The sequence below is a fragment of the Nocardioides guangzhouensis genome, from assembly GCF_004519545.1.
In the GTDB taxonomy this organism is placed as follows: domain Bacteria; phylum Actinomycetota; class Actinomycetes; order Propionibacteriales; family Nocardioidaceae; genus Nocardioides; species Nocardioides guangzhouensis.
The window spans coordinates 52,222-73,358 of sequence record NZ_SDKM01000020.1 but is presented as its reverse complement, the minus strand read 5'-3'; the positions used below and the strand labels follow the sequence as shown (position 1 = coordinate 73,358).

Below are 21,137 nucleotides of genomic sequence, written 5' to 3'. Positions count from 1 at the left end.
GTCGTACGGGTCGCTCAGGCCGCCACGGCCGGCTCCGGCCGCCGCTCGTCGGTCTCGGTGGTCTTGGGACGCAGCAGGAGCAGCAGTCCGAGGCCCACGAAGAGCAGGCCGACGACCAGGCCGCCGATCGGGAGGCCGACGCCCAGGACCCACAGCTGGCGACCGTTGGACTTCGCGTCGTCGACGTTGGCCTGCACCGTCTCGTCGGTGTAGGAGACCGAGATGTCGAGCACCTTGGTCCCGTCCTCGAGGGTGAGCACCTGGCCCCCCTCCTGGTCGATGATCGAGCCGGTGCGGGGGTCGACCCACGTGGTCTGCTCGGTCTCGTAGGTGCCCTGGGTTCCCTCGAGGATCTCCGCCTCGGTGGGGGGGACGGTGACCTGGTACTCGTAGGTCTCGAGCCCGTCGATGTCCCGCGTGCCGGTGTACTTCGCGTCGACCGCGTGGTCCAGCGTGCCGTCCCAGTAGGGGTAGGTCTTCTTCTCGGCGTTGAAGGGCCACTTGTTGACCAGGCCCTCGTGCGGGACGGCGTCCTCGGCGAGGTACTTCGGGTCGTTGACCGCCATCGCCGTGCGCCGGTCGGTGGCGAAGGTGTCGACGGTGTTCGTGATCAGCCGCTCGTCGGTGTCGTCGAGGCAGGGCGGGGGGTCGTTCTCGTCGATGTTCACGCACTTGGTGTTGACGAACGCGACCACGTCGTCGTCGGACTTGTCCGGGTCCGCCTGCGTCAGGCTCCGGTAGGCAACCGGGACGTGCACGAGATTGCCGGTCTCGGGGTTGAGCTTGTCGGCCTCACCGGTGAGATAGGTGTAGGTGTTGACATCGAGGGGCGTGCGCTCGGCCGCGTCCAGGCCCCAGAACCGCGAGACCCCCGCGGCGACGATCAGGAATCCGCCCAACAACAGCAGGGCCAAACCAACCCACTTGCGCACCGAAAGCCCCTCCCAGGGAGTCGTAGTCGCCGCACCCTAGCAGTCAGGGAGCGCGATGTGCAGTCGCACACACGCAGTATCTACCCATGAGTAGGACCGGTGGTACTACGGGCCGGTAGGTCGCCCGCGCGGACCCCTGGATGCCTGGCCCGACATCACGCCGGAGATTCCGTTCCGACGCCTGTGCTATGGCATAGTCCGGGGGTGCCATCGCCGTCCCACCTGCTGCGTCGTTCGACGCCTCGAAGCGACCGACGCTCCGGTCGCGGGGTCGTGTGGGCGGGCCTCCTGATGATCGTCGCGCAGCTCGCCTTCCGGGCCTGGGCGATCTCCGGCTCGTGGTTCCAGTTCGACGACTTCGCGTGGCTGTCGATCGTCACGTCGGCGGACAGCCCGCGCTTCCTGCTCGAGGGCTACGGGGGCCACCTCATGCCCGCCGGCTTCGCGCTCACGTGGCTCCTCCGCGAGCACTTCGACCCCCTCGACCACACCCCCGAGGCGCTCGTCCTGCTGGGCCTCCAGGCACTCGCGAGCGTGGGCTGCTTCCGCCTCCTGCGGTCGATGTTCGGTGATCGCTGGTTCACGCTCACCTGCCTGGCGGTCTACCTCTTCTCGGCCGTCTCCCTGCCCGCCTACCTGTGGTGGGCCGCGGGGATCAACCAGCTCCCCCTGCAGGTCGCCTTCTTCTTCGGCCTCACTGCCCACCTCGAGTACCTCCGGTCCCGGCGCAGACGCCACGCCGTGTGGGCGGCGCTCTGGCTGGTCGCGGGCCTGCTGTTCTACGAGAAGACCCTCCTCGTGGGCCTCGCATACGTGATCCTGGCCTTCGGCTGGTTCTGCTCCGGCACTCCGCTCGAGCGGATACGGCGGCTCTGGCGGGACTACACCTTCGGGGTCGTTCTCTACGCCGTCCTGGCCATCGCGTACGTCGCCGCCTACGTGGCGTTCGGTCTCAACTTCGAGCCGGGTGAAGCCAACCGCACGCCCCTGATCCCGGTCCTGTCCAAGATGGTCGGCGAGGCCTATGCCACCGGGGTCACCGGCGGTCCGCTCACGTGGACGGAGGCGGGACCGATCGGCTCCGTCGCGGATCCGAGCCAGCTGGTGGTGGCCGCCGCCTGGCTGTTCATCGGGCTTGTCGTGTACCACGGATGGAAGACCCGCCCGGGATCGCTTCGCGCATGGTCACTGCCGGTGACGTTCCTGCTCGCCAACCTGCTGCTGGTGACCGCGGGACGAGCGTCCCTCGTCGGCTCGATCATCGGTCTGGAGTATCGGTATCAGACCGAGCTCGCTGCGGTCACCGCCGTTGCCCTGGGCCTGGCCTTCCTGCCCCTCCGTGGAGCCGTCGAGGGCGTCAGCGAGGTGCGCCACGACGCCGCTGCCTCGGATCTCGAGCGGCCCGCCGTGGTCGCCCTGCTCACCGTGCTCGTGTCGACGCTCGCCCTCTACTCGTCGTACCAGTTCGCCGACGACTGGAACTCCGACACCCGGTCGCGTGACTACTTCACGTCCGTCCACGACGAGCTGAAGTCCGGGGACGAGCCGGTCCCGCTCATCGACCTCGGCGTCCCGCTCGACATCATGTGGGCCTACCGCTACCCGGAGAACACCTATTCGCACGTCTTCGGTGTCTACGCGGACAAGACCGCGTACCCCGACGCCGCGACCGACCGGATCTACGTCTTCGACAACGACGGACGCCTCGCGCCGGCGGGAATGACCGACGTGAGGCGCGCCAAGACCGCCGACGGCAAGGGCTGCATCACCCGGATCGACGACCAGGGCACGATCGAGCTCGACGGGCCGGTGGTCGGCCAGGGGTGGTGGCTCCGGCTCGGATACAGCTCGCCCGAGCCCGGGATCGCGCGACTGACCCTGGGCGACCGTGTGGTCCAGACTCGCCTGGACGGAGGGTTGCACGCCCTCTACGTGAATGCAGGCAGCGAGACCCCTTACTACGACATCCCCATGACCGTGGCAGGCGTCGACGGGGAGGTCTGCATCACCGAGCTGACCATCGGGCTTCCGGAGCCGGTACCGACGTCATGACCGCCATCGACGAGCGCGAACCCACGGTTCGCTCCTTCCCGACCCTCAACGCCGTCCGCGCCGTCGGCGCGATCATGGTGGTGCTCACGCACTGCGCGTTCAACACCGGCAAGGTGGTCGACGGGTGGTTCGGCGGGGTGCTGTCCCGGTTCGACTTCGGCGTGACGCTCTTCTTCATCCTGTCCGGCTTCCTGCTGACGCGACCGTTCCTCCTCTCGTCCGCGCTCGGCCAGGGCGGACCCTCGGTCACTCACTACCTGTGGAAGCGGGCGCTGCGGATCCTGCCGCTCTACTGGACGGTCGTGGTGGTCGCGATGACCCTCGACCCGGCGAACGACGACGCCACCAGGCGCGACTGGGTGGCGCAGCTGACGCTCACCCAGATCTACCGCCCCGAGCTGCTCGCGAGCAGCCTCACGCAGATGTGGAGCCTGTGCACCGAGGTCGCCTTCTACCTGCTCCTCCCCGTGCTGGTGCTCGGGCTCGTCGGCCGCCGGTTCTCGCTGCCCAGGATCCTGGTCACGCTCGGGGTGCTCTCGGTCCTGGGCGTGGCCTGGCAGACGGCCGCCGCCACCTGGCCGGCCGAGTGGCACCTCAGCCAGTGGCTGCCCGGCTACGTGCCCTGGTTCGCGATCGGCGTCGCCTTCGCCGCGATGTCGGCCGACCACGTGGCCCGGCCACGCCTGCGTCCGAGCCGGCTCGACCGACTCGGCAGCGATCTCACCGGCTGCTGGATCCTGGCGACAGCGGTCTTCGCCCTGGCCTGCACGGACGTGGCCGGACCGCGCACCCTGATCCCCGCGACCCCCTGGGAGAGCCTCGCCAAGTGCGTCCTCTACGCGATCGCCGGCACGTTCTTCGTGCTGCCCCTGGTGTTCGGCCCCGAGCGTGCTGGTCGCGTGCGCACGTTCATGGCCTCGCCGGTCCCGTTCTTCCTCGGCGACATCTCGTTCGGCATCTTCGCCATCCACATGTTCGTGCTCGTGCAGGGGATGCGCCTGCTGGACATCGAGGTCTTCACTGGGCACTTCTGGGGCGTGCTCGCCCTGGTGCTGTCCGTGACGATCGTGGTCTCGACGGTGAGCTTCTACGTGCTCGAGCGCCCGTTCCTGCGTCTGAAGAACAGCGGGCCGTTCGCGAAGAGCGCGGCGGCCGCGACCGAGACCGCTCCCATGGCGAGCAGCTGACTCCACTCCTCCACGGTGGTGTGGTCCGCGACCCACGGCCAGTACCGTGGAGCTGCCGCGGCGAGCAGGAGGCCTCCCGCCAGCAGCGGCCACGGCTCGACCCCCCGGACCGTTCGTACGACAAGGATGGCGCCCAGCGACAGCACCACGCCGACCCATCCGGTGAGCAGCCCGCCGAGTGCGAGCACCAGTGCGAGGTCCGCGAAGCCGGGTCCACCTCCCGTCAGGGACGGCAGGCGCCGACCGCGCGCCGGCAGCAGCCAGCAGCCGACGACGAGCAGCACGGCGAGTCCACCGAGTGCGAGCGCCCACGCGTAGACCGGTTGCGGCCGGTAGTCGAGCCGGACCGTCCCGGCACCACCCTCCGGGAGGACCCAGCCCTGCTGCCAGCCGGCCACCCGCTGGGGGGTGAGCTCGACGCCGTCGAGCGTCGCCCGCCAGCCCGGGTTGTAGTTCTGTCCCAGCACGAGGAGGGTCCCTGACGCGCGCCGGGGCACGTCGACGCTCTCCGGGGCGCCCGCGGAGTCCCGGGCGAGCGGGACAGGACGGGACGACGCGGCCACGGCACTCGCGTCGCGGAAGGACAACGAGTCGACCCGGAACAAGCGGCTGGGAGTCGCCTCCACGAGGTTGTCGCCGGTCTGGAGGGCGACGTCGCCCCCGTCGCACGGCGCCAGGCGGACCCGCTCTCCGCGCAGCAGCGCGGCGACGGAGGCGAACACGGAGGTCTGGACGGTGCGCCCGTTCACGTCGATGTCGGGCCCGGCGCCACACTCCCAGCGCACCCAACCACGGGGCAGGCGCTGCTCCGCGATCCGCTGTCCGTTGACGCGCAGCTCGGAGACGCCGGCGGGGAGACGCTGGAGCTGCTGGCCGCTGACGTCGACGCCGGACGCGGTCGCGAGCACCTCCACGGTGAACCGCCGGACCCGCCACCCGGGCAGCTCCACGGTGCCGTCGTCACCGACGGTGCGGACCGCCGCACGGCCGTCTGCGCGGACGCGGACGACCTGCGGCCGGGAGACCGGCGCCGCGTCCCCCACCTCGAAGGTCAGGCTCTTCACCGGCCGTCGCGACGGCAGCCGGACCGCGAACGCGGGGCTCTGGTTGCCGGTGCCGACCCAGCTGGTGCCGAGGTCACCGTCCACCATGGCGGCCGTGCTCTCCGCGATGTCGGAGGGGCGCGATGCGGGAGAGGTCACCCGGGCGCCGAGCAGCCGGGACAGCCGGGCCGCGTTGTGCGGGTGCCGCCGGAGCGAGCCGACCGCTTCGAGCCGGTACTGGTTGCCCGCATTCAGCGTGAAGGAACGGTCCAGCCGGTCGCCGTCCTCGCCCGAGGAGCCGAGTAGCGGCTGGCACACCACCGTCACCACGACCGTCGGACAGGACGAGGCTCCCTGGTCACGCTGCAGCACGATGCGGTCGACGAGGGACGTCTCGGGAGGCGGGGGAAGCCGCAGGACCCGGTGCGGCTCCACGTCGCCCAACGAGAGCTCCGAGACGGCGAGCTGGGCGCCGGCCCGGTCCGGGCCGCCGAGGAAGGTGACGCGCACCCGGTCCACGCTCGGGAGGCTCAACCGGTACGTCGACCTGCTGCCGGGCTCGGGGGCGGTGAGGTCCAGGTCCTCGCCACCGGCGGACACCCGGACCCGCGGCACCGGCGCGGAGTCCGGCGCCAGGGCGAGGCGCAGCTGCGCCAGGGGCTGGCTCCCTGCCAGGCGCACCTCGATCCACTGACCGTCGACCCCCTGGTTGCGGGCGGTGCGCCATGCGGTCCCCCGGTCCTCGTCGAGCGCGGCCCCGGGGTGGGTGCCACGGTCGAGCGGTGGGCCTGCCTGGGTCCAGGCCTGGGACGAGCTGGCGCCGACGCCCGCGATCCCCTGCCAGGTCTCCGTCACCTGCCAGCGCTCCTGGTCCGCCAGGATCCGGTGGAACTGTTCGGGACCGGGAAGCTGCGGGCTGGAGCCGGCATGCGTGGTGGCGGAGGTGTTGCGCCGCACGGCCTGGAAGGCGGTGGACCGACGTCGCATGCCGTCGCTGAGGACCACGCGCCGTACGTCGGTCGCGGGGGCGTCGCCGGTGAGCACCTTCGGCCCGTCCGGTACGGCGCCGGCATCCGGCAGCGGCGTACCCGGGTCCCCCATCAGGGTGGCCGTCGGATCCGCGAGCACCGCCGGCCCCGGCGCATCGTCGACGCGGTAGACCTCGATCGCCGGGTAGGTGCCGCTCAACCCGCCGTTGACGACCACGCGCGTCCCGTCCTCGCCGCGGAACGCGCGCCGCTCCCCCACGAGCGGTCCGAAGGAGGCGACCCGCGTGAGGCCCGGTGAGCGGTCGAGGGCGGCGTGGACGTACGCCGGGTCCGGGGCTCCGGTGAGCAGGCGTTGCAGGTCGTTGCGCACGACCAGGTGGTCGACGCCGGAGCGGCCGAGGAGCGGCGCCAGCCGGTCCGAGGGCAGACCGCTCTCGAGGATCTCGGTCACCCCGTCGAGCAGGACGACGTTGCCGGGCTCGGCCAGCGGCACGACGTTGCGGGCCGCCCAGGGCGCCCGGGCGAACGGCTGGATCGCGTCGTCGTGGGTGCTCCCCCACGTGTAGTCGCCGAAGTCCGCGGCCGGCACCTCCAGCGCCGTGCCCCCCTCGGGCAGGTCGTCGAGGTAGGTCGCGGCGTCGTTCCAGTACGCCGGCATCGCGGTGAAGCCTCCGGGCGCGGCGACGTCCCCCCGGGCCCACGGCACCGCCAGCCCGACCAGGGTCACCACCACGGCCACCCAGATCACCCGGGCCGCCCGCACGCCGAAGCGACTCGAGCCGACGACGAGCGGGGAGCTCAGGGCGTGGGCGAGGCCGAGCGCCAGGACCAGTCGGAGGACGACGTCGAACTTGTGGGTGTTGCGCAGCGGCGACAGCGCCTGGTCGAGGAGCTCCAGCCGGGCGTCCGCGAACCAGCCACTGTGCTGCCCGGCGTACCCGAGGCCGACGAGCGTCAGGCCGGTGAGGAGCCCCCAGAGCAGGAAACGGCGCTCGGGGTGGTCGGACTTGACGAGCCCGGCCAGCCCGACGGCGGCCAGCGCCGCCGCGTCCAGCATCATGAACGGGGTCGTGACGAGGCGCGCCCCGGCCGGGTAGTTCTCGGGGGCGAGGTAGACCACCCAGTCCGAGGTGCCCAGGAACGTGTTGACGAGGTCCGTCGTCACCGAGGTGACGTGGGCGTTCTCGATGTAGTCCAGGAACGGCGGGCTGTAGCCGCCCTGGAGGACCAGGGGCACCAGCCACCACGCGGTTGCGAGGATCGTCAGCCCGGTCCACCAGCAGAGCAGCCGCCACCGGCGGGGACCCGGTGCCCGGGTGAGGATCCAGATGGCGCCCAGCGGCAGGACCGCGGCGACGGCGGTGGCGTTCACCCCGCCGCAGCAGGCGACCAGCAGCGCCGAGGCCGCCGCCGCCTTGCGTACCGAGCCCTCCCTGCTGCCGATCACGAGCGGGACCAGCACCCAGGGCGCCAGCGCCGTGGGCCACAGCTCCACCGAGGTCTCGCCCAGCAACGACGTCATCCGTGGGGCAAGGACGAACGCGAAGGCGGCGACGACCTGGGCCCAGGGCTTGCCGACCCGGAGCTCGCGGCACAGCCTGAGGACGCCGAAGAACGCCAGGCTCATCAGCAGCGTCCACCACAGGCGCTGGACGACCCACGGCGCCAGGCCGGCGACGTCGCCCAGGACGAAGAACGGGCCCATCGGCCAGAGGTAGCCGTAGGCCTGGTTCTGGATCTGGCCGAAGGCCTGGTTGGCGTCCCACATCCGGGTGCCGTCGACGAGGAAGCGGAGCGGGGTGGCGGCGAGGTCCCACTTGGTGTCCGCCACCGTCCGCCCGGAGGACTGGGCAAAGGCACAGGCCGCGAGCACGGCGACGTACCCGACGAGCCGGAGCGGAGCCGTCGCCAGGGACGGCTTCTCCTCCAGCACGACCCGGGTCGGTGTCGTCGCCGCCTGCTGGTCCGACGTCATGGTCACCGCTTGCGCACCACGACGAGGAGGTTCCAGGTGACGAGCTCGCGGACCAGCGGGACCCGCGTGAGGAACCGGGCCCACCAGGGGTTGTAGCGCGGGACCGTGTCGAGCACCTCGCCGTGCTGCTGCACCGCAGCCCAGGCCAGGCCCGCGCGCACGGTCACGGGGTAGAGGGACTCGCCGTACTTGTTCTTGGGCTCGTGTCCGTGCTTGCGGCGGTAGCGACGACGGGCGAGGCCGCCGCCGAGGTAGTGCCAGGGGGCGGTCTCGTGCCCGCCCCAGGGGCCGTACCAGACCGTGTACGAGATGAACGCCACCCCGCCGGGTCGGGTCACCCGCAGCATCTCGTCGGCCATCCGCCAGGGATCGGGCACGTGCTCGAGGACGTTCGAGGAGTAGCAGAGGTCGACGGAGGAGTCGGCGAAGGGCAGCCGCATCCCGTCCCCGATCACCGTCCCGCCGGCGATCGTGCCGAGCCCGGAGAGCTCCCCCACGTCGGCATCGAGCGCCACGTACGTCGCCCCGGCCGCGCGAAACGCGTCGCGGAAGTAGCCGGGCCCTCCCCCGACGTCGAGGACCAGCGCTCCGGTCAGGTCGAGGTACGTCGACAGCTGGCCGATGGAGTCGTCGGCGATCGCCGTGTAGAAGCGGCGGGGGTCGCTCTGCTCGAACCGGAACTCCCGCAGGAGCCGGACCGACCGCCTCAGGGTGGGCTTCCAGGCGGTCCGGGGAGAGCGGGTCGAGCGTGGCACCCGCAGACCTTACCCGAGAGTAGGGGCAATGCGGTCACCGGCGACGAGCTCGGATAATCTCCGCAGGTGACCAGCCCCGACGGCGCTCTCCTGGACGGCCTCCACGTGGCCATGTTCAGCTGGCGCGACACGACGAACCCCGAGGGCGGGGGTGCCGAGCGCTACCTGGAGAAGATGGCAGCCGGCCTGCGTGACCGGGGCTGCCGGGTCACCATCTTCTGCGCCGCCCACCGCGGCGCACCGGCCGACGAGGTGGTCGACGGGATCCGGTTCGTCCGTCGCGGCTCCAAGATGTCGATCTACCTGCGGGGCATGCTGATGCTCCTCACGCGCCGGTTCGGACGGGTCGACGCCGTGGTCGACGTCCAGAACGGGCTGCCGTTCTTCACCCGCCTGGTCACCCGCAAGCCGGTGGTGGTGCTGGTCCACCACGTCCACCGCGAGCAGTGGCCGGTGGTCTACCCCGGCATCACCGGCAGGGTCGGCTGGTGGATCGAGGCCCGGCTGGCGCCCTGGCTCTACCGCCGCTGCCAGTACGTCGCCGTGTCCCGCGCGACCCGTGAGGAGCTGCGTCAGCTGGGCATCACCGGCCCCCGGATCGCCGTGGTTCACAACGGGACCGACCGCCTGGTCCAGGTGTCGGCCACCAAGTCCGCGCACCCCAGCGTGTGCGTGGTCGGCCGACTCGTCCCGCACAAGCAGGTCGAGCACGCGGTCGACGCGGTCACCGCACTCCGGCCGACCCTGCCGGGGCTGACACTGACCGTCGTGGGGAGCGGCTGGTGGGAGGACGCCCTGCGCGACCACGTGGCCGCGTCCGGCGCCGGCGGCTACGTCGCCCTGACCGGCCATGTCGACGAGGTCGTCAAGCAGGAGATCTACGAGCGCTCGTGGGTGATGGCGCTGCCGTCGATCAAGGAGGGGTGGGGGCTCGTCGTCGGCGAGGCGGCCATGCACGGCACCCCGACGGTGGCCTACCGCTCGGCCGGGGGGACCCGGGAGTCGATCGACGACGGGGTGTCCGGCCTGCTGGTGGACAGCTGGGCCGAGTTCACCGAGGCCCTCGGCCGGATCCTCGGCGACACCGACGTGCGCCGGCGGCTCGCCGACGGCGCGCGCACGCACAGCGGGCGGTTCACCTGGGAGCACTCGCAGGCAGCCTTCGCCCACGTCGTGGCGTCAGCGGTGCAAGGAAGCCGGGTGTCGAGTCAGGACGACGGGGGCGAGGACGGTCACTCGCCCGCGGCGGAGCTCGTCGACCCGTAGTTGATGGTGGGCGAGGTGATGTCGCCGGGATTGTCGGAGCCGGAGTTCACCGATCCCGACACCAGTCCGATGATCGTCACAGTCGCGACAGCGCCACCAACGACGATGCTGGCGATCGCGCCCAGAGCCGTACCCACGTTGCGTTCCCTCCCTGATTCCCTCAGCGACGAACTGTAGCAGTAGTTTCCTCACCAGTAACCATCCGCCGCGCCCGCCGTGTGACCAGCGTCACCGCGCCCACGAGGGGCAGTGCGGCGAAGGCCGTCCAGGCCAGTGCGGTGGCCACCAGCTCGGTCCGGGACTGATCGCGCACCGCCACCGGGGACCGGATCTCGACCACCTCCAGCCGCTGCCCGTCGTGGATCGTCCGCCCGGCGACCGCGGCGTCGTACACCGGGTTGTCGGCGGCCGGCGCGTCGGCCTCCCGCGCCACCCAGCGGACCCCCAACCGACCGAGCGCCTCGGCCCGGTCGGTCGCCGACGGGAGCCGGAGCGCCGCACGCACCGACGACGCCCGCGGGTCCTCGCCCGGGATGACGTCGCCCGAGACGGCGAGGTCGTCGCTGGCCAGGTAGTTCGGGGTCAGGTACCGCCCGAGCGGGTCGAGCACCTTCCGGTGGCCGTTCCAGTCCGGCGCCCGGTAGCTCGTGAACGGCAGCACCAGCAGGTCACCGTCCCTGCCGGCGGCCGCGGCCACCACCGCGCTCCGGGCGGCGGCGTACTCCGCCGGGTAGTGGGCGGGCCTCAGGGCTCCGCCGATCCCCCAGGCTGCGTCGGTCAGCAACGCGACCGGCACGAGGGTGCAGGCCACCGCGAGGGCCACCGCGGCGACGCGCCCACCTGCCCTGGCCACGACGACCTCGGCGCCCGACGCGACCAGGGACACCAGCAGCGGGAGGCACAGCGCGAGGGAGCGGGCACCGTCGCGCAGCAGGCCGCCCCCCGGCAGGTTCTCCCCCAGCCAGGACGTCGCGCCGGGCGCCGCCCAGGTCAGGACGGCCAGCCCGTACCCCGCCAGCCACAGCACGGCGACGCCCACCGCGTCCGCCCGCCGCTCACGACGCCACCACGCGCGGGCGCCCAGGGCAGCCAGCAGCACCACCACGGCCCCCCACAGCCAGCCGGCTGCTCCGTCGCGCGAGCCCGGCACCACCTCGGCGTTCCAGATCCCGCCGAGCCCGAGCGCCGCGAGCGGCGCGGGAACCGCCCCGTCCGGGCCGAGCCCGAAGACGCTCGACCCCGTACCGGTCCGGGCGTCGCCTGCATGGGTGGCGCCGGCCACCAGCCACGGGGCATTGGCCGCGAGGCAGAGCGCGGCCAGTCCCGCCCACCGCCTCGCCGGCGCCCCGGCGGCGGACACCAGGAGCGCGGCCGCCGACACGAGCCCGGCGCTGGCGCTCAGGCATCCCAGCGGCAGCAGGAACCACAGAGCGAGCGGGACGCCGGCCGCGTCGCGGACGCGCCGACCCAGGACGACCAGCCACGGGACCACCGCATACCCGAGCAGCACCGGCCAGTGCCCGATCCACAGGCGCTCGACCACGAACGGGTTCCAGACGGTCACCGTGACCGCGACCATCCGGGCGACCGTGGACGCGCCGACCAGCCGGACCGCACCGGCCGCGGCGAGCAGCGGGGTCCCGAGCAGGACCAGCTTCTGGAGCAGCATGCCGGTGCCGCCCGCGTCGAGGACGGCGACCACGGCATCCGAGGGAACCGCACGCGGGAGGGCGGGCGACAGTCCCAGGAAGTCGCTGCGGAGCGCCAGGTCCGGGACCCAGACCATGTCGTAGCTGAGCACGTAGCCACGCCCGAGCGCGGGCCCGAGCAGGACGAGCGTGAGCAGCGCGGCCCAGGCGAGGGGCAACCAGCCGAACCTGTCCGCGGCCGGCGCGGGCTCGTTCGGGAGGGGTCTGCTCACAGCGGCAGGCGCCGGAACAGAGGACGGGGCACGTGCCGCAGCCCCGACATCACGGCGCGCAGCGGCCCCGGCACCCAGACCAGCTCCCGGCGCTCGGCCACGGCCCGCACGATGGCCGCGGCCACGTCGTCCGCGTCGACGGCCAGGGGGGCGGCCTCGCGACCCTCGGTCATCCGGGTCCGCACGAAGCCCGGCCGTACGACGGCCACGTGCACGCCGGCGTCGCGCACCGCCTCTCCCAGGCCGAGGTAGAAGCCGTCCATCCCGGCCTTCGTCGACCCGTACACGAAGTTCGACCGACGCACCCGCTCACCGGCGACCGAGGACAGCACCACGATCGACCCGTGCCCCTGCTGCTGCATGACCTCCGCCAGCACCACCCCGACGCTGACCGCACCGACGTAGTTGACCCGGGCCAGCTCCACGGCGGCCGCGTGGTCCTGCCAGGCCCGTTCCTCGTCCCCGAGCAGCCCGAACGCCACCAGCGCCACGTCGATGTCCCGCTGCCCGGCCACAGAGCGGATCAGGTCGGGGTGGGCGTCGGTGTCCTCGGCGTCGAAGTCCACGGCCTCGACCTCGAGCCCGAGCCCGCGCACCTCCGCGAGGGCGTGGTCACGTCGGGGTCCGGGCCGCGCGGCCAGCACGACGTACGGGCGGCAGGTCCGGGACCAGGCACGCAGCGTCGCCATGCCGATGTCGCTGGTTCCACCGAGCACCAGCACGGACTGGGGCTGGCCCAGGGAGTTGATCACGTCGCTCCTTGCGGGGAAGGGGTCGGCAGCGAGGCCGGCCCGCCGGGCCTAGAGGTGGAGCCGGCGGGACAGGTCTGATTGGAACACGCCCCCCGGGTCCACGCGAGCACGGACCGCCCGGAACTCGTCGAGCCGCGGGTACATCTCGGCGAGCAGGCCCGGCTCCATCCGCGAGTCCTTGGCCAGGTAGACCCTGCCTCCGGAGGCCACGACGAGACCGTCGAGGTCGGCGAGGAATCCGCGCAGCGTCGGGCTCGTCGGGAGGTCGATCGCCAGCGTCCATCCGGCCATCGGGAAGGACAAGGGCCCGGGGTCGCCCGGACCGAACCGCTTGAGGACGGCGAGGAAGGAGGGGTAGCCGGCCCGGCTGATGCGTCCGAGGATCCGGCGCAGCGCCTCGTCCTCGTTCTCGGGCACGACGAACTGGTACTGGAGGAACCCGCCTCGACCGTAGACGCGGTTCCAGTGCCGCACCCCGTCGAGCGGGTGGAAGAACGCCGCGACGGTCTGCACCTGGCCCTCGCGCCGTCGCGGTGCCTTGCGGAACCACATCTCGTTGAAGGCCAGCGTGGTCGGCCGGGAGATCAGGTGCGGAGGCAGCAGGGAGGGCATCGCGACCCGCGCGTCGTGCGGGACGACGTCGGCGCGGTGCCGCGGCGACCCGGCCAGGTCTTCCCGCCTGGCGTGCTCGCCCCGGGTCAGGACCGAGCGCCCCATGGACCGGCCGCGGGCCAGCGTGTCGATCCAGGCCACCGAGTAGGTGAACGCGTCGTCGCTCTCCGCCATCCGCGTCAGCACCGCGTCGAGGTCGTCGAGGCGCTCGGTGTCCACCACCATCTGGCCGGTCTCGACGGGGAGCAGCCGGAGCACCGCCGACGTGATGACGCCGGTCAGACCCATTCCCCCGACCGTCGCCCAGAACAGGTCCAGGTCGCGTCCGGGCCCCACCGTCCGCACCGTGCCGTCTGCACCGAGCAGCTCCAGCTCGACGACCTGGCCACCGAGGGCGCCGACGCGGTGGTGGTTCTTGCCGTGCACGTCGGCGGCGATCGCACCGCCCACCGTCACGTAGCGGGTGCCCGGGGTGACGGGGACGAAGAATCCACGCGGGATCAGCTCCCGCATCAGGTCGTGGAAGCTCGTGCCGGCCGACACGCGCACCGTTCCGCGGCCGGCGTCCAGCTCGTACCAGCCGGGCAAGGGCAGGACGACCGTGCCGCCGGCGTTCTGCGCCGCGTCGCCGTACGACCGCCCCAGGCCGCGCGCGATGACACCGCGCCCCCCGGAACCGGTGACCACCCGGGGAAGGTCGGCCGCTGCGACCGACACGGTCGAGGCGGCCGTCGGCGCGGTCCCGCCCCATCCGGTCAGCAACCGTCGCTCAGACACCGAGCACCCCCAGGCACAGCGGGGCGAGCCAGCACACGCCGATCGCCTGGAGCAGCCGGTCGGCGACCACGATGTCCTCGGGCTCGGCAGCCCGGCCGGCGTCGATGTCGACGGCGTACCGCAGCAGGCCGACGACGAACGGCAGGATCGAGATCGTGTGCCAGGGCACCTCGGTCGTGCCGGAGTTCTCGAAGGCCCACAGGCTGTACGACATGACCGTTGCCGCCGCAGCCACGCTCCAGACGAACCTGAGGTAGGTGTCGGTGTAGCGCACCAGCGACCGGCGGGTGCCGGCCTCACTGCCGATCGTGTGCAGCTCGGAGTAGCGCTTGCCCGCCACGATGAACAGGGATCCGAAGCCGGCCACCAGCAGAAACCACTGGGAGATCGCGAGGTCAGCCGCGACGCCGCCGGCGACGGCACGGAGGAGGAACCCGACCGTCACGACGGTGATGTCGAGGACCGGTTCGTGCTTGAACCAGAGCGCGTAGCCGACCTGCATGAGGAAGTAGCCGGCCAGGATTGCCGCCAGCGACCAGCCCGCCACGAGCGCCAGCGCGAGACTGGCGGCGACCAGCACGCCGGCCACGACGAGGGCGGTGCGCACGGTGAGCTCGCCCGCGGCGATGGGCCGGAACCGCTTGCGGGGGTGGACGCGGTCGGACTCGACGTCCGCACAGTCGTTGACGAGGTAGACCGCCGACGACATCAGGCAGAACGCAGCGAAGGCGAGGGCTGTCGGTCCTGCGACCGACGGGTCGAACAGCTCGCCCGCGGCCAGCGGAGCAGCCAGCACCAGCAGGTTCTTGATCCACTGCCGCGGGCGCATGGCGCGAACGACGGGACTGGTCATGCTCACCGGCGAGAGTCTAGGGCCGCCCCGCGCCGGGTCTCCGGAACGCCGCACGACCGACTGCCTGCGACGCAGGCCGCGCGCCGGTCGCGGGCTTCCCGAAGGGCACCCCTTAGGCTCGCGTGGTGAGTTTCGCGGGGAAGACGCTGCCGAAGTGGCTGGTCGGCGGCAGCTCGATCGCTGTGGCGATCGGTCTCATGAACGTGGCGACGTACGCGTACACGATGGTCGCGGCACGCCTGCTCGGCCCGAAGCAGTACGGCGCGTTCGCCGGCCTCATGGCCACCCTCCTCGTGATCAGCGTGCTCCAACTCGGCCTTCAGGCGACCGCCGCGCGGCGCATCTCCGCCGAGCCCGGCCACGTCGGGCAGATCGAGCAGACGATCATGGCGGTCACCTACCGCGCGGCACTGGCGGTCGGTGCGCTGCTGCTCGTGCTCACGCCGCTGGTCAACCTGGTGCTGCGGCTCGACAGCTACGCGGCCGCCGCACTGGTCGCGGTCGCCGCGGTCCCGATGACGGTGATGGGCGGCCAGGCCGGCATCCTGCAGGGCGAGCGCCGCTGGGAGGCGCTGTCGCTGGTCTACGTGGCCAACGGTCTCCCCCGCCTGCTCGTCGGCACCGCGCTGATCGTCCTCGAGCCGAGCGAGCTCACCGCCATGCTCGGTGTCGTCATCGGGCAGTTCGCGCCGATCGTGGTCGGCTGGTACGCCCTGCGCAACGAACGTGCCCCGGGCGACGTCGGCGAGCACCACAGCCTGCGCCCGGTCATTCGCGAGACCGTGCACAACAGCCAGGCGCTGTTCGCGTTCTTCGCGCTCTCCAACGCCGACGTGATCGTCGCCCGCAACGTGCTCTCCGACCACGACGCCGGCCTCTACGCGGGTGGCCTGATCCTCACCAAGGCCGTGCTGTTCCTGCCGCAGTTCGTGGTGGTGCTGGCCTTCCCGGCGATGTCGTCGGCGAGCGAGCGGCGCCGCGCGTTGACCCGGAGCCTGGCCCTGGTCGGGGTGCTCGGCGTGGTCGCGACCGCCGGTGCCTGGCTGCTGTCCGGGCTGGCGCTGGTGTTCGTCGGTGGCCAGGAGTACGCCGAGATCCAGTCGCGGCTGTGGCTCTTCGCGGTCCTCGGCACGGTGCTGGCGATGCTGCAGCTGCTCGTGTACTCGGTGCTGGCCCGCCAGGGCCAGCGCTCGGTCTACCTGGTCTGGGGCGGGCTCGTCGCGCTGGTCGGGCTCGGTCTCACCGTCTCCACGCTGGACGCACTGATCGCCGTGGTGCTCTCCGTCGACATCACGCTGCTGGTGCTGCTGACCCTGGTCAGCCTCTACCTGGTCCGGCACCACACCGAGCGGCCCGGCAGCGGCTTCGCGCTACCGGCCGCCGGCGACGTTCCCGACTAGGCCTCGTCGACCCACTCGAGCAGGTCTCCGGGCTGGCAGTCCAGCACCCGGCACATCGCCTCCAGCGTGCTGAACCGCACCGCCTTGGCCCGGCCGTTCTTGAGCACCGCGACGTTCGCCGGGGTCAGCCCGACCCGCTCGGCGAAGTCGCCGACGCTCATCTTGCGGCGCGCCAGCTCGACGTCGATCCGCACCACGATCGGCATCAGATGACCGCTTCCATGTCGGTCCGCAGCTCGGTGGCCTGCCGCAGGAGCGCCCGGAGCACCACCATCAGGAGACCGAGCACCGCTCCCCCGGTCACCATCAGGAACAGCAGCAGCGGGAGCCCCGGGTCGTCGGCGGTGAACCCGACGTACAGGAAGAAGCCGACCAGCACCGTCCAGCCGGCACCGACCGCCCACACGATCGTGTCCACCCACACCAGCGACGCCTCGCTGAAGATCCGGTCCTCCTTGACCCGGGTGAGCAGCTTCCAGGTCGCCACCACGACCACCTGCACGCACAGCACCCAGAACACGGTGACGGCGGTGAGCGGCCACCGCAGGTGGGCCCGGTCCGGCGACTCCTCGGCCATGTGGGCGAACTGCCCGGGCAACGAGAGGGTCTGGAGGACGACCAGGATCCCGAACAGCGCGACCAGGAAGACCCGCAGCACAAGGACGACGTGACGCTCGATCATGGATCGAGTTTCGGTGGTTACCTATCGATTGTCAATCGATAACTGTCGACTGCGTCAGTGCGCGGCCTCGTGCCAGCTGTGCCCGGTGCCGACCGAGACGTCGAGCGGAACGGTCAGGTCGGCAGCGCCGGCCATCTCCTCCCGCACCAGCTTCTCCAGCTGGTCCCGCTCCCCGTCGGCGACCTCGAACACGAGCTCGTCGTGGACCTGGAGCAGCATCCGGGAGGCCAGGCCGGCCTCGCGCAACGCCCGGTCCGTGTTGAGCATCGCGACCTTGATCAGATCGGCCGCCGATCCCTGGATCGGGGCGTTCAGGGCCATCCGCTCGGCCATGTCCCGGCGCTGGCGGTTGTCGCTGGTGAGGTCGGGGAGGTAGCGACGCCGGCCCCAGATGGTCTCGGTGAAGCCCGCCTTGCGGGCCTCGTCGACGACGCCGCGGAGGTAGTCGCGCACCCCGCCGAAGGTCTCGAAGTACTCGTCCATGAGGCCGCGGGCCTCGCCCGGCTCGATCCGCAGCTGCTGGCCGAGGCCGAACGCCGACAGCCCGTAGGCCAGGCCGTAGTTCATCGCCTTGATCTTGGCCCGCATCTCCACGGTGACCTCGTCCGCGGGCACGTCGAAGACCCGCGACGCGGTGATCGAGTGGAAGTCGCGTCCGGACCGGAACGCCTCGATGAGCAGCTCGTCGCCCGAGAGGTGGGCCATGATCCGCATCTCGATCTGGCTGTAGTCGGCGGTCATCAGGCAGTCGTAGCCGGGGCCGACCACGAAGCCCTCGCGGATCCGTCGCCCCTCCTCGGTGCGGATCGGGATGTTCTGCAGGTTCGGGTCGGTCGAGGAGAGCCGCCCTGTCGCCGCGATCATCTGGTTGAACGTGGTGTGGATCCGGCCGTCCGGCGCCACCGTCTTCAGCAGCCCCTCGAGCGTCTGGCGGAGCCGCGCCACGTCGCGGTGCCGCAGCAGGTGCAGCAGGAACGGGTGCTCGGTCTGGACGTAGAGCTGCTGGAGCGCGTCGGCGTCGGTGGTGTAGCCGGTCTTGGTGCGCTTGGTCTTGGGCATGCCGAGCTCGTCGAACAGCACGACCTGCAGCTGCTTGGGCGAGCCGAGGTTGATCTCCTTGCCGATCACCGCGAACGCCTCGTCGGCGGCTCGCCGCACCTCCGCCGCGAAGTGGCTCTCGAGCTGCTCGAGGTGGTCGGTGTCGACCGCGATGCCGACCCGTTCCATCTCCCCGAGGACGCGCACCAGCGGCAGCTCGACCTCGGCCAGGAGGCGGGTGCCCCCGGCGGCCTCGACCTCGCCGTCGAGCGCCTCGGCGAGGTCGATCACGGCCCGCGCGTGCAGCATCGCGGTGTCTGCGACCTCGTCGCCACCCCCGGCCGGGTCGTCGAACAGGGAGTCCTGGTCGTCCTCCTGCTCCGTCCGCAGCTCGCGGCGGAGGTAGCGCAGGGTGAGGTCGGACAGGTCGTAGGAACGCTGGTCGGGCTGCACGAGGTACGCCGCGAGGGCGGTGTCGCTGACCACGCCCTCGAGCGTCCAGCCCTGGGCGGCCAGCGCGTGCGCCGGCCCCTTGACGTCGTGGAGCACCTTGGGACGGTCCGGGTCCGCCAGCCAGGTCGCCAGCGCCGCGTCGTCCTCGGGGGTGAGACCACCGACGTCGAGGTACGCCGCGAGTCCGCTGACGTCCGCGATGGCGATCCCGTCGACGCTTCCGGTCCCCGATCCCCAGTGCCCCCGGACGTGCACGCCGACGTGCTGGTCGCCCAGACCGCCGAGGAACTCCGCGACGTCGCCCGGCCCGAGGCGGCGCCCGGTCAGCTCGAAGCCGCCCTCCTCAACCGGCTCCTCGTCGGGACCGAGCGTGTCGATGGTGCGGGTGCGGAGCTCGCCCCGGAACTCGAGGTCGTCGAAGAGGGTCAGCGCCGTGTGCCGGTCCCACGGGGCCAGCACGAGGTCACCGGGCTGGCGCTCGAGGTCGAGGTCGCGGACCAGCGCGTTGAGGTGGCGGTTGCGGATCACGTCGCCGAGGTGCTCGCGCAGCGCCTCCCCCTTCTTGCCCGTGATCTGGTCGGCGTGCGCGATCACGTTGTCGAGGCCGTCGTACTGGTTGATCCACTTGGCGGCGAAGCCCTGACCGACGCCCGGCACACCCGGCAGGTTGTCGGAGGTCTCGCCCACGATGGCCGCGAGCTCGGGGTAGCGGTGCGGCGGGACGCCGTACTTCGTCTCGACCGCCTCGGGTGTCATCCGGGCCAGGTCGGAGACGCCGCGCATCGGGTAGAGCACGGTCGCGTCGTCGCTGACGAGCTGGAGCGAGTCGCGGTCACCGGTGAGGATCAGCACCTCCATGCCACCCTCGACGGCCTGCGTGGTGAGCGTGGCGATGATGTCGTCGGCCTCGTAGCCGTCCTTCTTGAGGAAGGTGATCCCGAACGTCGTGAGCACCTTCTCGATCAGGGGCAGCTGGCTGCTGAACTCCGAGGGCGTCTTGTTGCGCTTGGCCTTGTAGTCGGCGTACTCCTCGAGGCGGAACGTGTGGCGGGACACGTCGAACGCCACCGCGACGTGGGTCGGCTTCTCGTCGCGCAGCACGTTGACCAGCATCGAGGTGAAGCCGTAGACCGCGTTCGTGTGCTGCCCGGTGGTGGTCGAGAAGTTCTCCACCGGGAGCGCGAAGAACGCCCGGTAGGCCAGGGAGTGACCGTCGAGGAGGAGCAGGCGGGGACGGCCCGCGCCGGCCGTCTGACCGGTGCTCGGATCCGTGGTGCTGTCGGGCGTCGTGGCGGCGGTGTCGGTCACCCTCCGGACTCTATCCACTGCCGCCGACAGGTCGGGGGTGGGCCACAATGGCGCCCATGACCGACGCCACCCCCTCCCTGCCGGCCGGCCTCTCCATCGACGACTTCCTCGCCGCCATGCCCCAGGGCATGGGCGCGCTCAACGAGAAGATGGGCATCGAGCTGCTCGAGATCTCCCCCGAGCGGGTGGTCGCCACGATGCCGGTGGCGGGCAACACCCAGCCCTACGGCCTGCTCCACGGCGGCGCCTCGGTGGTGCTGGCGGAGACCCTGGGGTCGGTCGGGTCGGCCCTGCACGCGTGGCCGGACAAGCTCTCGGTCGGCGTGGACATCAACGCCACCCACCACCGCTCGGCCACCTCCGGGACGGTGACCGGTGTCGCGACCGCGACCCACCTGGGGCGCTCCATGGCGACGTACGAGATCGTGATCACCGACGAGAACGACAAGCGCGTGTGCACCTCGCGGATCACCTGCGCGCTGCTGCCGGCCAAGAAGTACACCTGAGCGGCCCGTCCCACCCGGGACGGGAGATCTGGACCGGTCGGTCAGACCGGGTCCTGCTGACGGCGGGCCGAACGGCGGGCCGCGAGCACCTGGCCGAGCTGGCGGTTGGGCGGCATCGGACGGCTGGCGACCGGGCGTACGACGGTCGGCAGCTCGACCGGGATCTTCGCCCGGATCTGCGCGGTCGGGCCGACCCGCATCACCGCGACCGGGGCCAGGCCCAGGCGGGCCAGGAACCGGTTGCCGGCCCGGGAGTTGACCGAGACGGCTCCCACGTGGGCGACGCCGAGGTCCTCGGCCCAGGCCACGGCGGCCTCGACCAGGGCCCGGCCGACGCCGCGGCGGCGGTGGTCGGGGGCCACCCGGAGGTGCGAGATCTGCACCGCCTTCTCGGTGGAGAACGGTCCCATCGTCTGGAGGCTCAGGTGGACCGCGCCCGCGAACGCACCGGAGTGCTCGGCGACCACGATCCGGGCGTCCTCGGACGCGAGGACGGAGCGCACGGACTGGGCGAGCTCCTCGACGGCGTCGCGGCCGTCGGCCGGACGACGGGAGAACTCCTCCCACAGCGCCAGAAGGTCGGCGGCGTCCTCGACGCGGACCTTGCGCAGCGCAATGGCAGACCTGCTCATTCGA

At 71.9% G+C, this 21,137-nt stretch carries 16 protein-coding genes; 5 read left to right on the top strand and 11 right to left on the bottom strand.

Annotated features, from left to right (window positions below; all coding sequences use genetic code 11):
* Window positions 1-14: 14 nt before the first annotated feature.
* Window positions 15-932, bottom strand: a complete 918-nt coding sequence (pgfA, locus tag EKO23_RS14410) for a cell envelope lipid trafficking protein PgfA (RefSeq protein ID WP_134718458.1) — start codon at window positions 930-932, stop codon at window positions 15-17.
* Window positions 933-1,223: 291 nt separating this feature from the next.
* Here pgfA and EKO23_RS14405 point away from each other — a divergent pair, with 291 nt between their 5' ends.
* Together EKO23_RS14405 and EKO23_RS14400 are read left to right on the top strand one after the other, a co-directional pair.
* Window positions 1,224-2,984, top strand: a complete 1,761-nt coding sequence (locus EKO23_RS14405; RefSeq protein ID WP_134718456.1) for a hypothetical protein — start codon at window positions 1,224-1,226, stop codon at window positions 2,982-2,984.
* Window positions 2,981-4,171, top strand: coding sequence for an acyltransferase family protein (locus EKO23_RS14400; RefSeq protein ID WP_134718454.1), 1,191 nt, complete (start codon window positions 2,981-2,983; stop codon window positions 4,169-4,171). The genes EKO23_RS14405 and EKO23_RS14400 overlap by 4 nt, the downstream gene beginning before the upstream one ends.
* Here the strand turns inward: EKO23_RS14400 and EKO23_RS14395 are convergent.
* Window positions 4,072-8,178 carry an alpha-(1->3)-arabinofuranosyltransferase domain-containing protein gene (locus EKO23_RS14395; RefSeq protein ID WP_134718452.1) on the bottom strand — a complete coding sequence of 1,369 codons (4,107 nt, stop codon included), beginning with the start codon at window positions 8,176-8,178 and terminating at the stop codon, window positions 4,072-4,074. The genes EKO23_RS14400 and EKO23_RS14395 overlap by 100 nt on opposite strands.
* 2 nt (window positions 8,179-8,180) lie before the next feature.
* Entirely contained in the window at window positions 8,181-8,933 is a 753-nt protein-coding gene (locus EKO23_RS14390; RefSeq protein WP_134718450.1) for a class I SAM-dependent methyltransferase, read from the bottom strand.
* Between the two features lie 66 nt (window positions 8,934-8,999).
* On the opposite strand from EKO23_RS14390, the gene EKO23_RS14385 reads away from it, so the two are divergent.
* The gene (locus EKO23_RS14385) at window positions 9,000-10,199 is read left to right on the top strand and encodes a glycosyltransferase family 4 protein (RefSeq protein WP_246051092.1); all 1,200 of its coding nucleotides are present in this window, start codon (window positions 9,000-9,002) and stop codon (window positions 10,197-10,199) included.
* A gap of 160 nt (window positions 10,200-10,359) precedes the next feature.
* Here the strand turns inward: EKO23_RS14385 and EKO23_RS14380 are convergent, their stop codons facing one another.
* From EKO23_RS14380 to EKO23_RS14365, 4 genes are read right to left on the bottom strand one after another with little or no spacing between them, the layout of a single operon-like run.
* A complete protein-coding gene (locus EKO23_RS14380; protein ID WP_134718448.1) occupies window positions 10,360-12,120 on the bottom strand; it encodes an MmpA family trehalose lipid delivery protein in 1,761 nt (586 codons plus the stop codon).
* Window positions 12,117-12,872 (bottom strand): decaprenylphospho-beta-D-erythro-pentofuranosid-2-ulose 2-reductase, encoded by a 756-nt coding sequence (dprE2, locus tag EKO23_RS14375; protein WP_134718446.1) that lies wholly within the window; start codon window positions 12,870-12,872, stop codon window positions 12,117-12,119. Before dprE2 ends, EKO23_RS14380 begins: the two co-directional genes overlap by 4 nt.
* Before the next feature lie 48 nt (window positions 12,873-12,920).
* The gene (gene dprE1, locus EKO23_RS14370; protein ID WP_134718444.1) at window positions 12,921-14,261 is read right to left on the bottom strand and encodes an FAD-binding oxidoreductase; all 1,341 of its coding nucleotides are present in this window, start codon (window positions 14,259-14,261) and stop codon (window positions 12,921-12,923) included.
* Window positions 14,254-15,114, bottom strand: a complete 861-nt coding sequence (locus EKO23_RS14365; RefSeq protein WP_134718508.1) for a decaprenyl-phosphate phosphoribosyltransferase — start codon at window positions 15,112-15,114, stop codon at window positions 14,254-14,256. Before EKO23_RS14365 ends, dprE1 begins: the two co-directional genes overlap by 8 nt.
* 125 nt (window positions 15,115-15,239) lie before the next feature.
* Between EKO23_RS14365 and EKO23_RS14360 the strand changes: the two genes are divergently transcribed.
* Window positions 15,240-16,514, top strand: coding sequence for a lipopolysaccharide biosynthesis protein (locus EKO23_RS14360; protein WP_246051091.1), 1,275 nt, complete (start codon window positions 15,240-15,242; stop codon window positions 16,512-16,514).
* Here the strand turns inward: EKO23_RS14360 and EKO23_RS14355 are convergent.
* Genes EKO23_RS14355 through polA form a run of 3 tightly spaced genes read right to left on the bottom strand, consistent with a single transcriptional unit; the run spans window position 16,511 to window position 19,995 of the window.
* Window positions 16,511-16,720 (bottom strand): helix-turn-helix domain-containing protein, encoded by a 210-nt coding sequence (locus EKO23_RS14355; RefSeq protein ID WP_134718442.1) that lies wholly within the window; start codon window positions 16,718-16,720, stop codon window positions 16,511-16,513. The two genes, EKO23_RS14360 and EKO23_RS14355, sit on opposite strands and share 4 nt — an antisense overlap.
* Window positions 16,720-17,196, bottom strand: coding sequence for a DUF2975 domain-containing protein (locus EKO23_RS14350; protein WP_134718440.1), 477 nt, complete (start codon window positions 17,194-17,196; stop codon window positions 16,720-16,722). The genes EKO23_RS14355 and EKO23_RS14350 overlap by 1 nt, the downstream gene beginning before the upstream one ends.
* Window positions 17,197-17,250: 54 nt before the next feature.
* The gene (polA, locus tag EKO23_RS14345) at window positions 17,251-19,995 is read right to left on the bottom strand and encodes a DNA polymerase I (protein ID WP_134718438.1); all 2,745 of its coding nucleotides are present in this window, start codon (window positions 19,993-19,995) and stop codon (window positions 17,251-17,253) included.
* A gap of 56 nt (window positions 19,996-20,051) precedes the next feature.
* Here polA and EKO23_RS14340 point away from each other — a divergent pair, with 56 nt between their 5' ends.
* Window positions 20,052-20,501 carry a PaaI family thioesterase gene (locus EKO23_RS14340; RefSeq protein WP_134718436.1) on the top strand — a complete coding sequence of 150 codons (450 nt, stop codon included), beginning with the start codon at window positions 20,052-20,054 and terminating at the stop codon, window positions 20,499-20,501.
* Window positions 20,502-20,542: 41 nt separating this feature from the next.
* Here EKO23_RS14340 and EKO23_RS14335 read toward each other — a convergent pair whose 3' ends face one another.
* The gene (locus tag EKO23_RS14335) at window positions 20,543-21,133 is read right to left on the bottom strand and encodes a GNAT family N-acetyltransferase (protein ID WP_134718434.1); all 591 of its coding nucleotides are present in this window, start codon (window positions 21,131-21,133) and stop codon (window positions 20,543-20,545) included.
* Window positions 21,134-21,137: the final 4 nt, after the last annotated feature.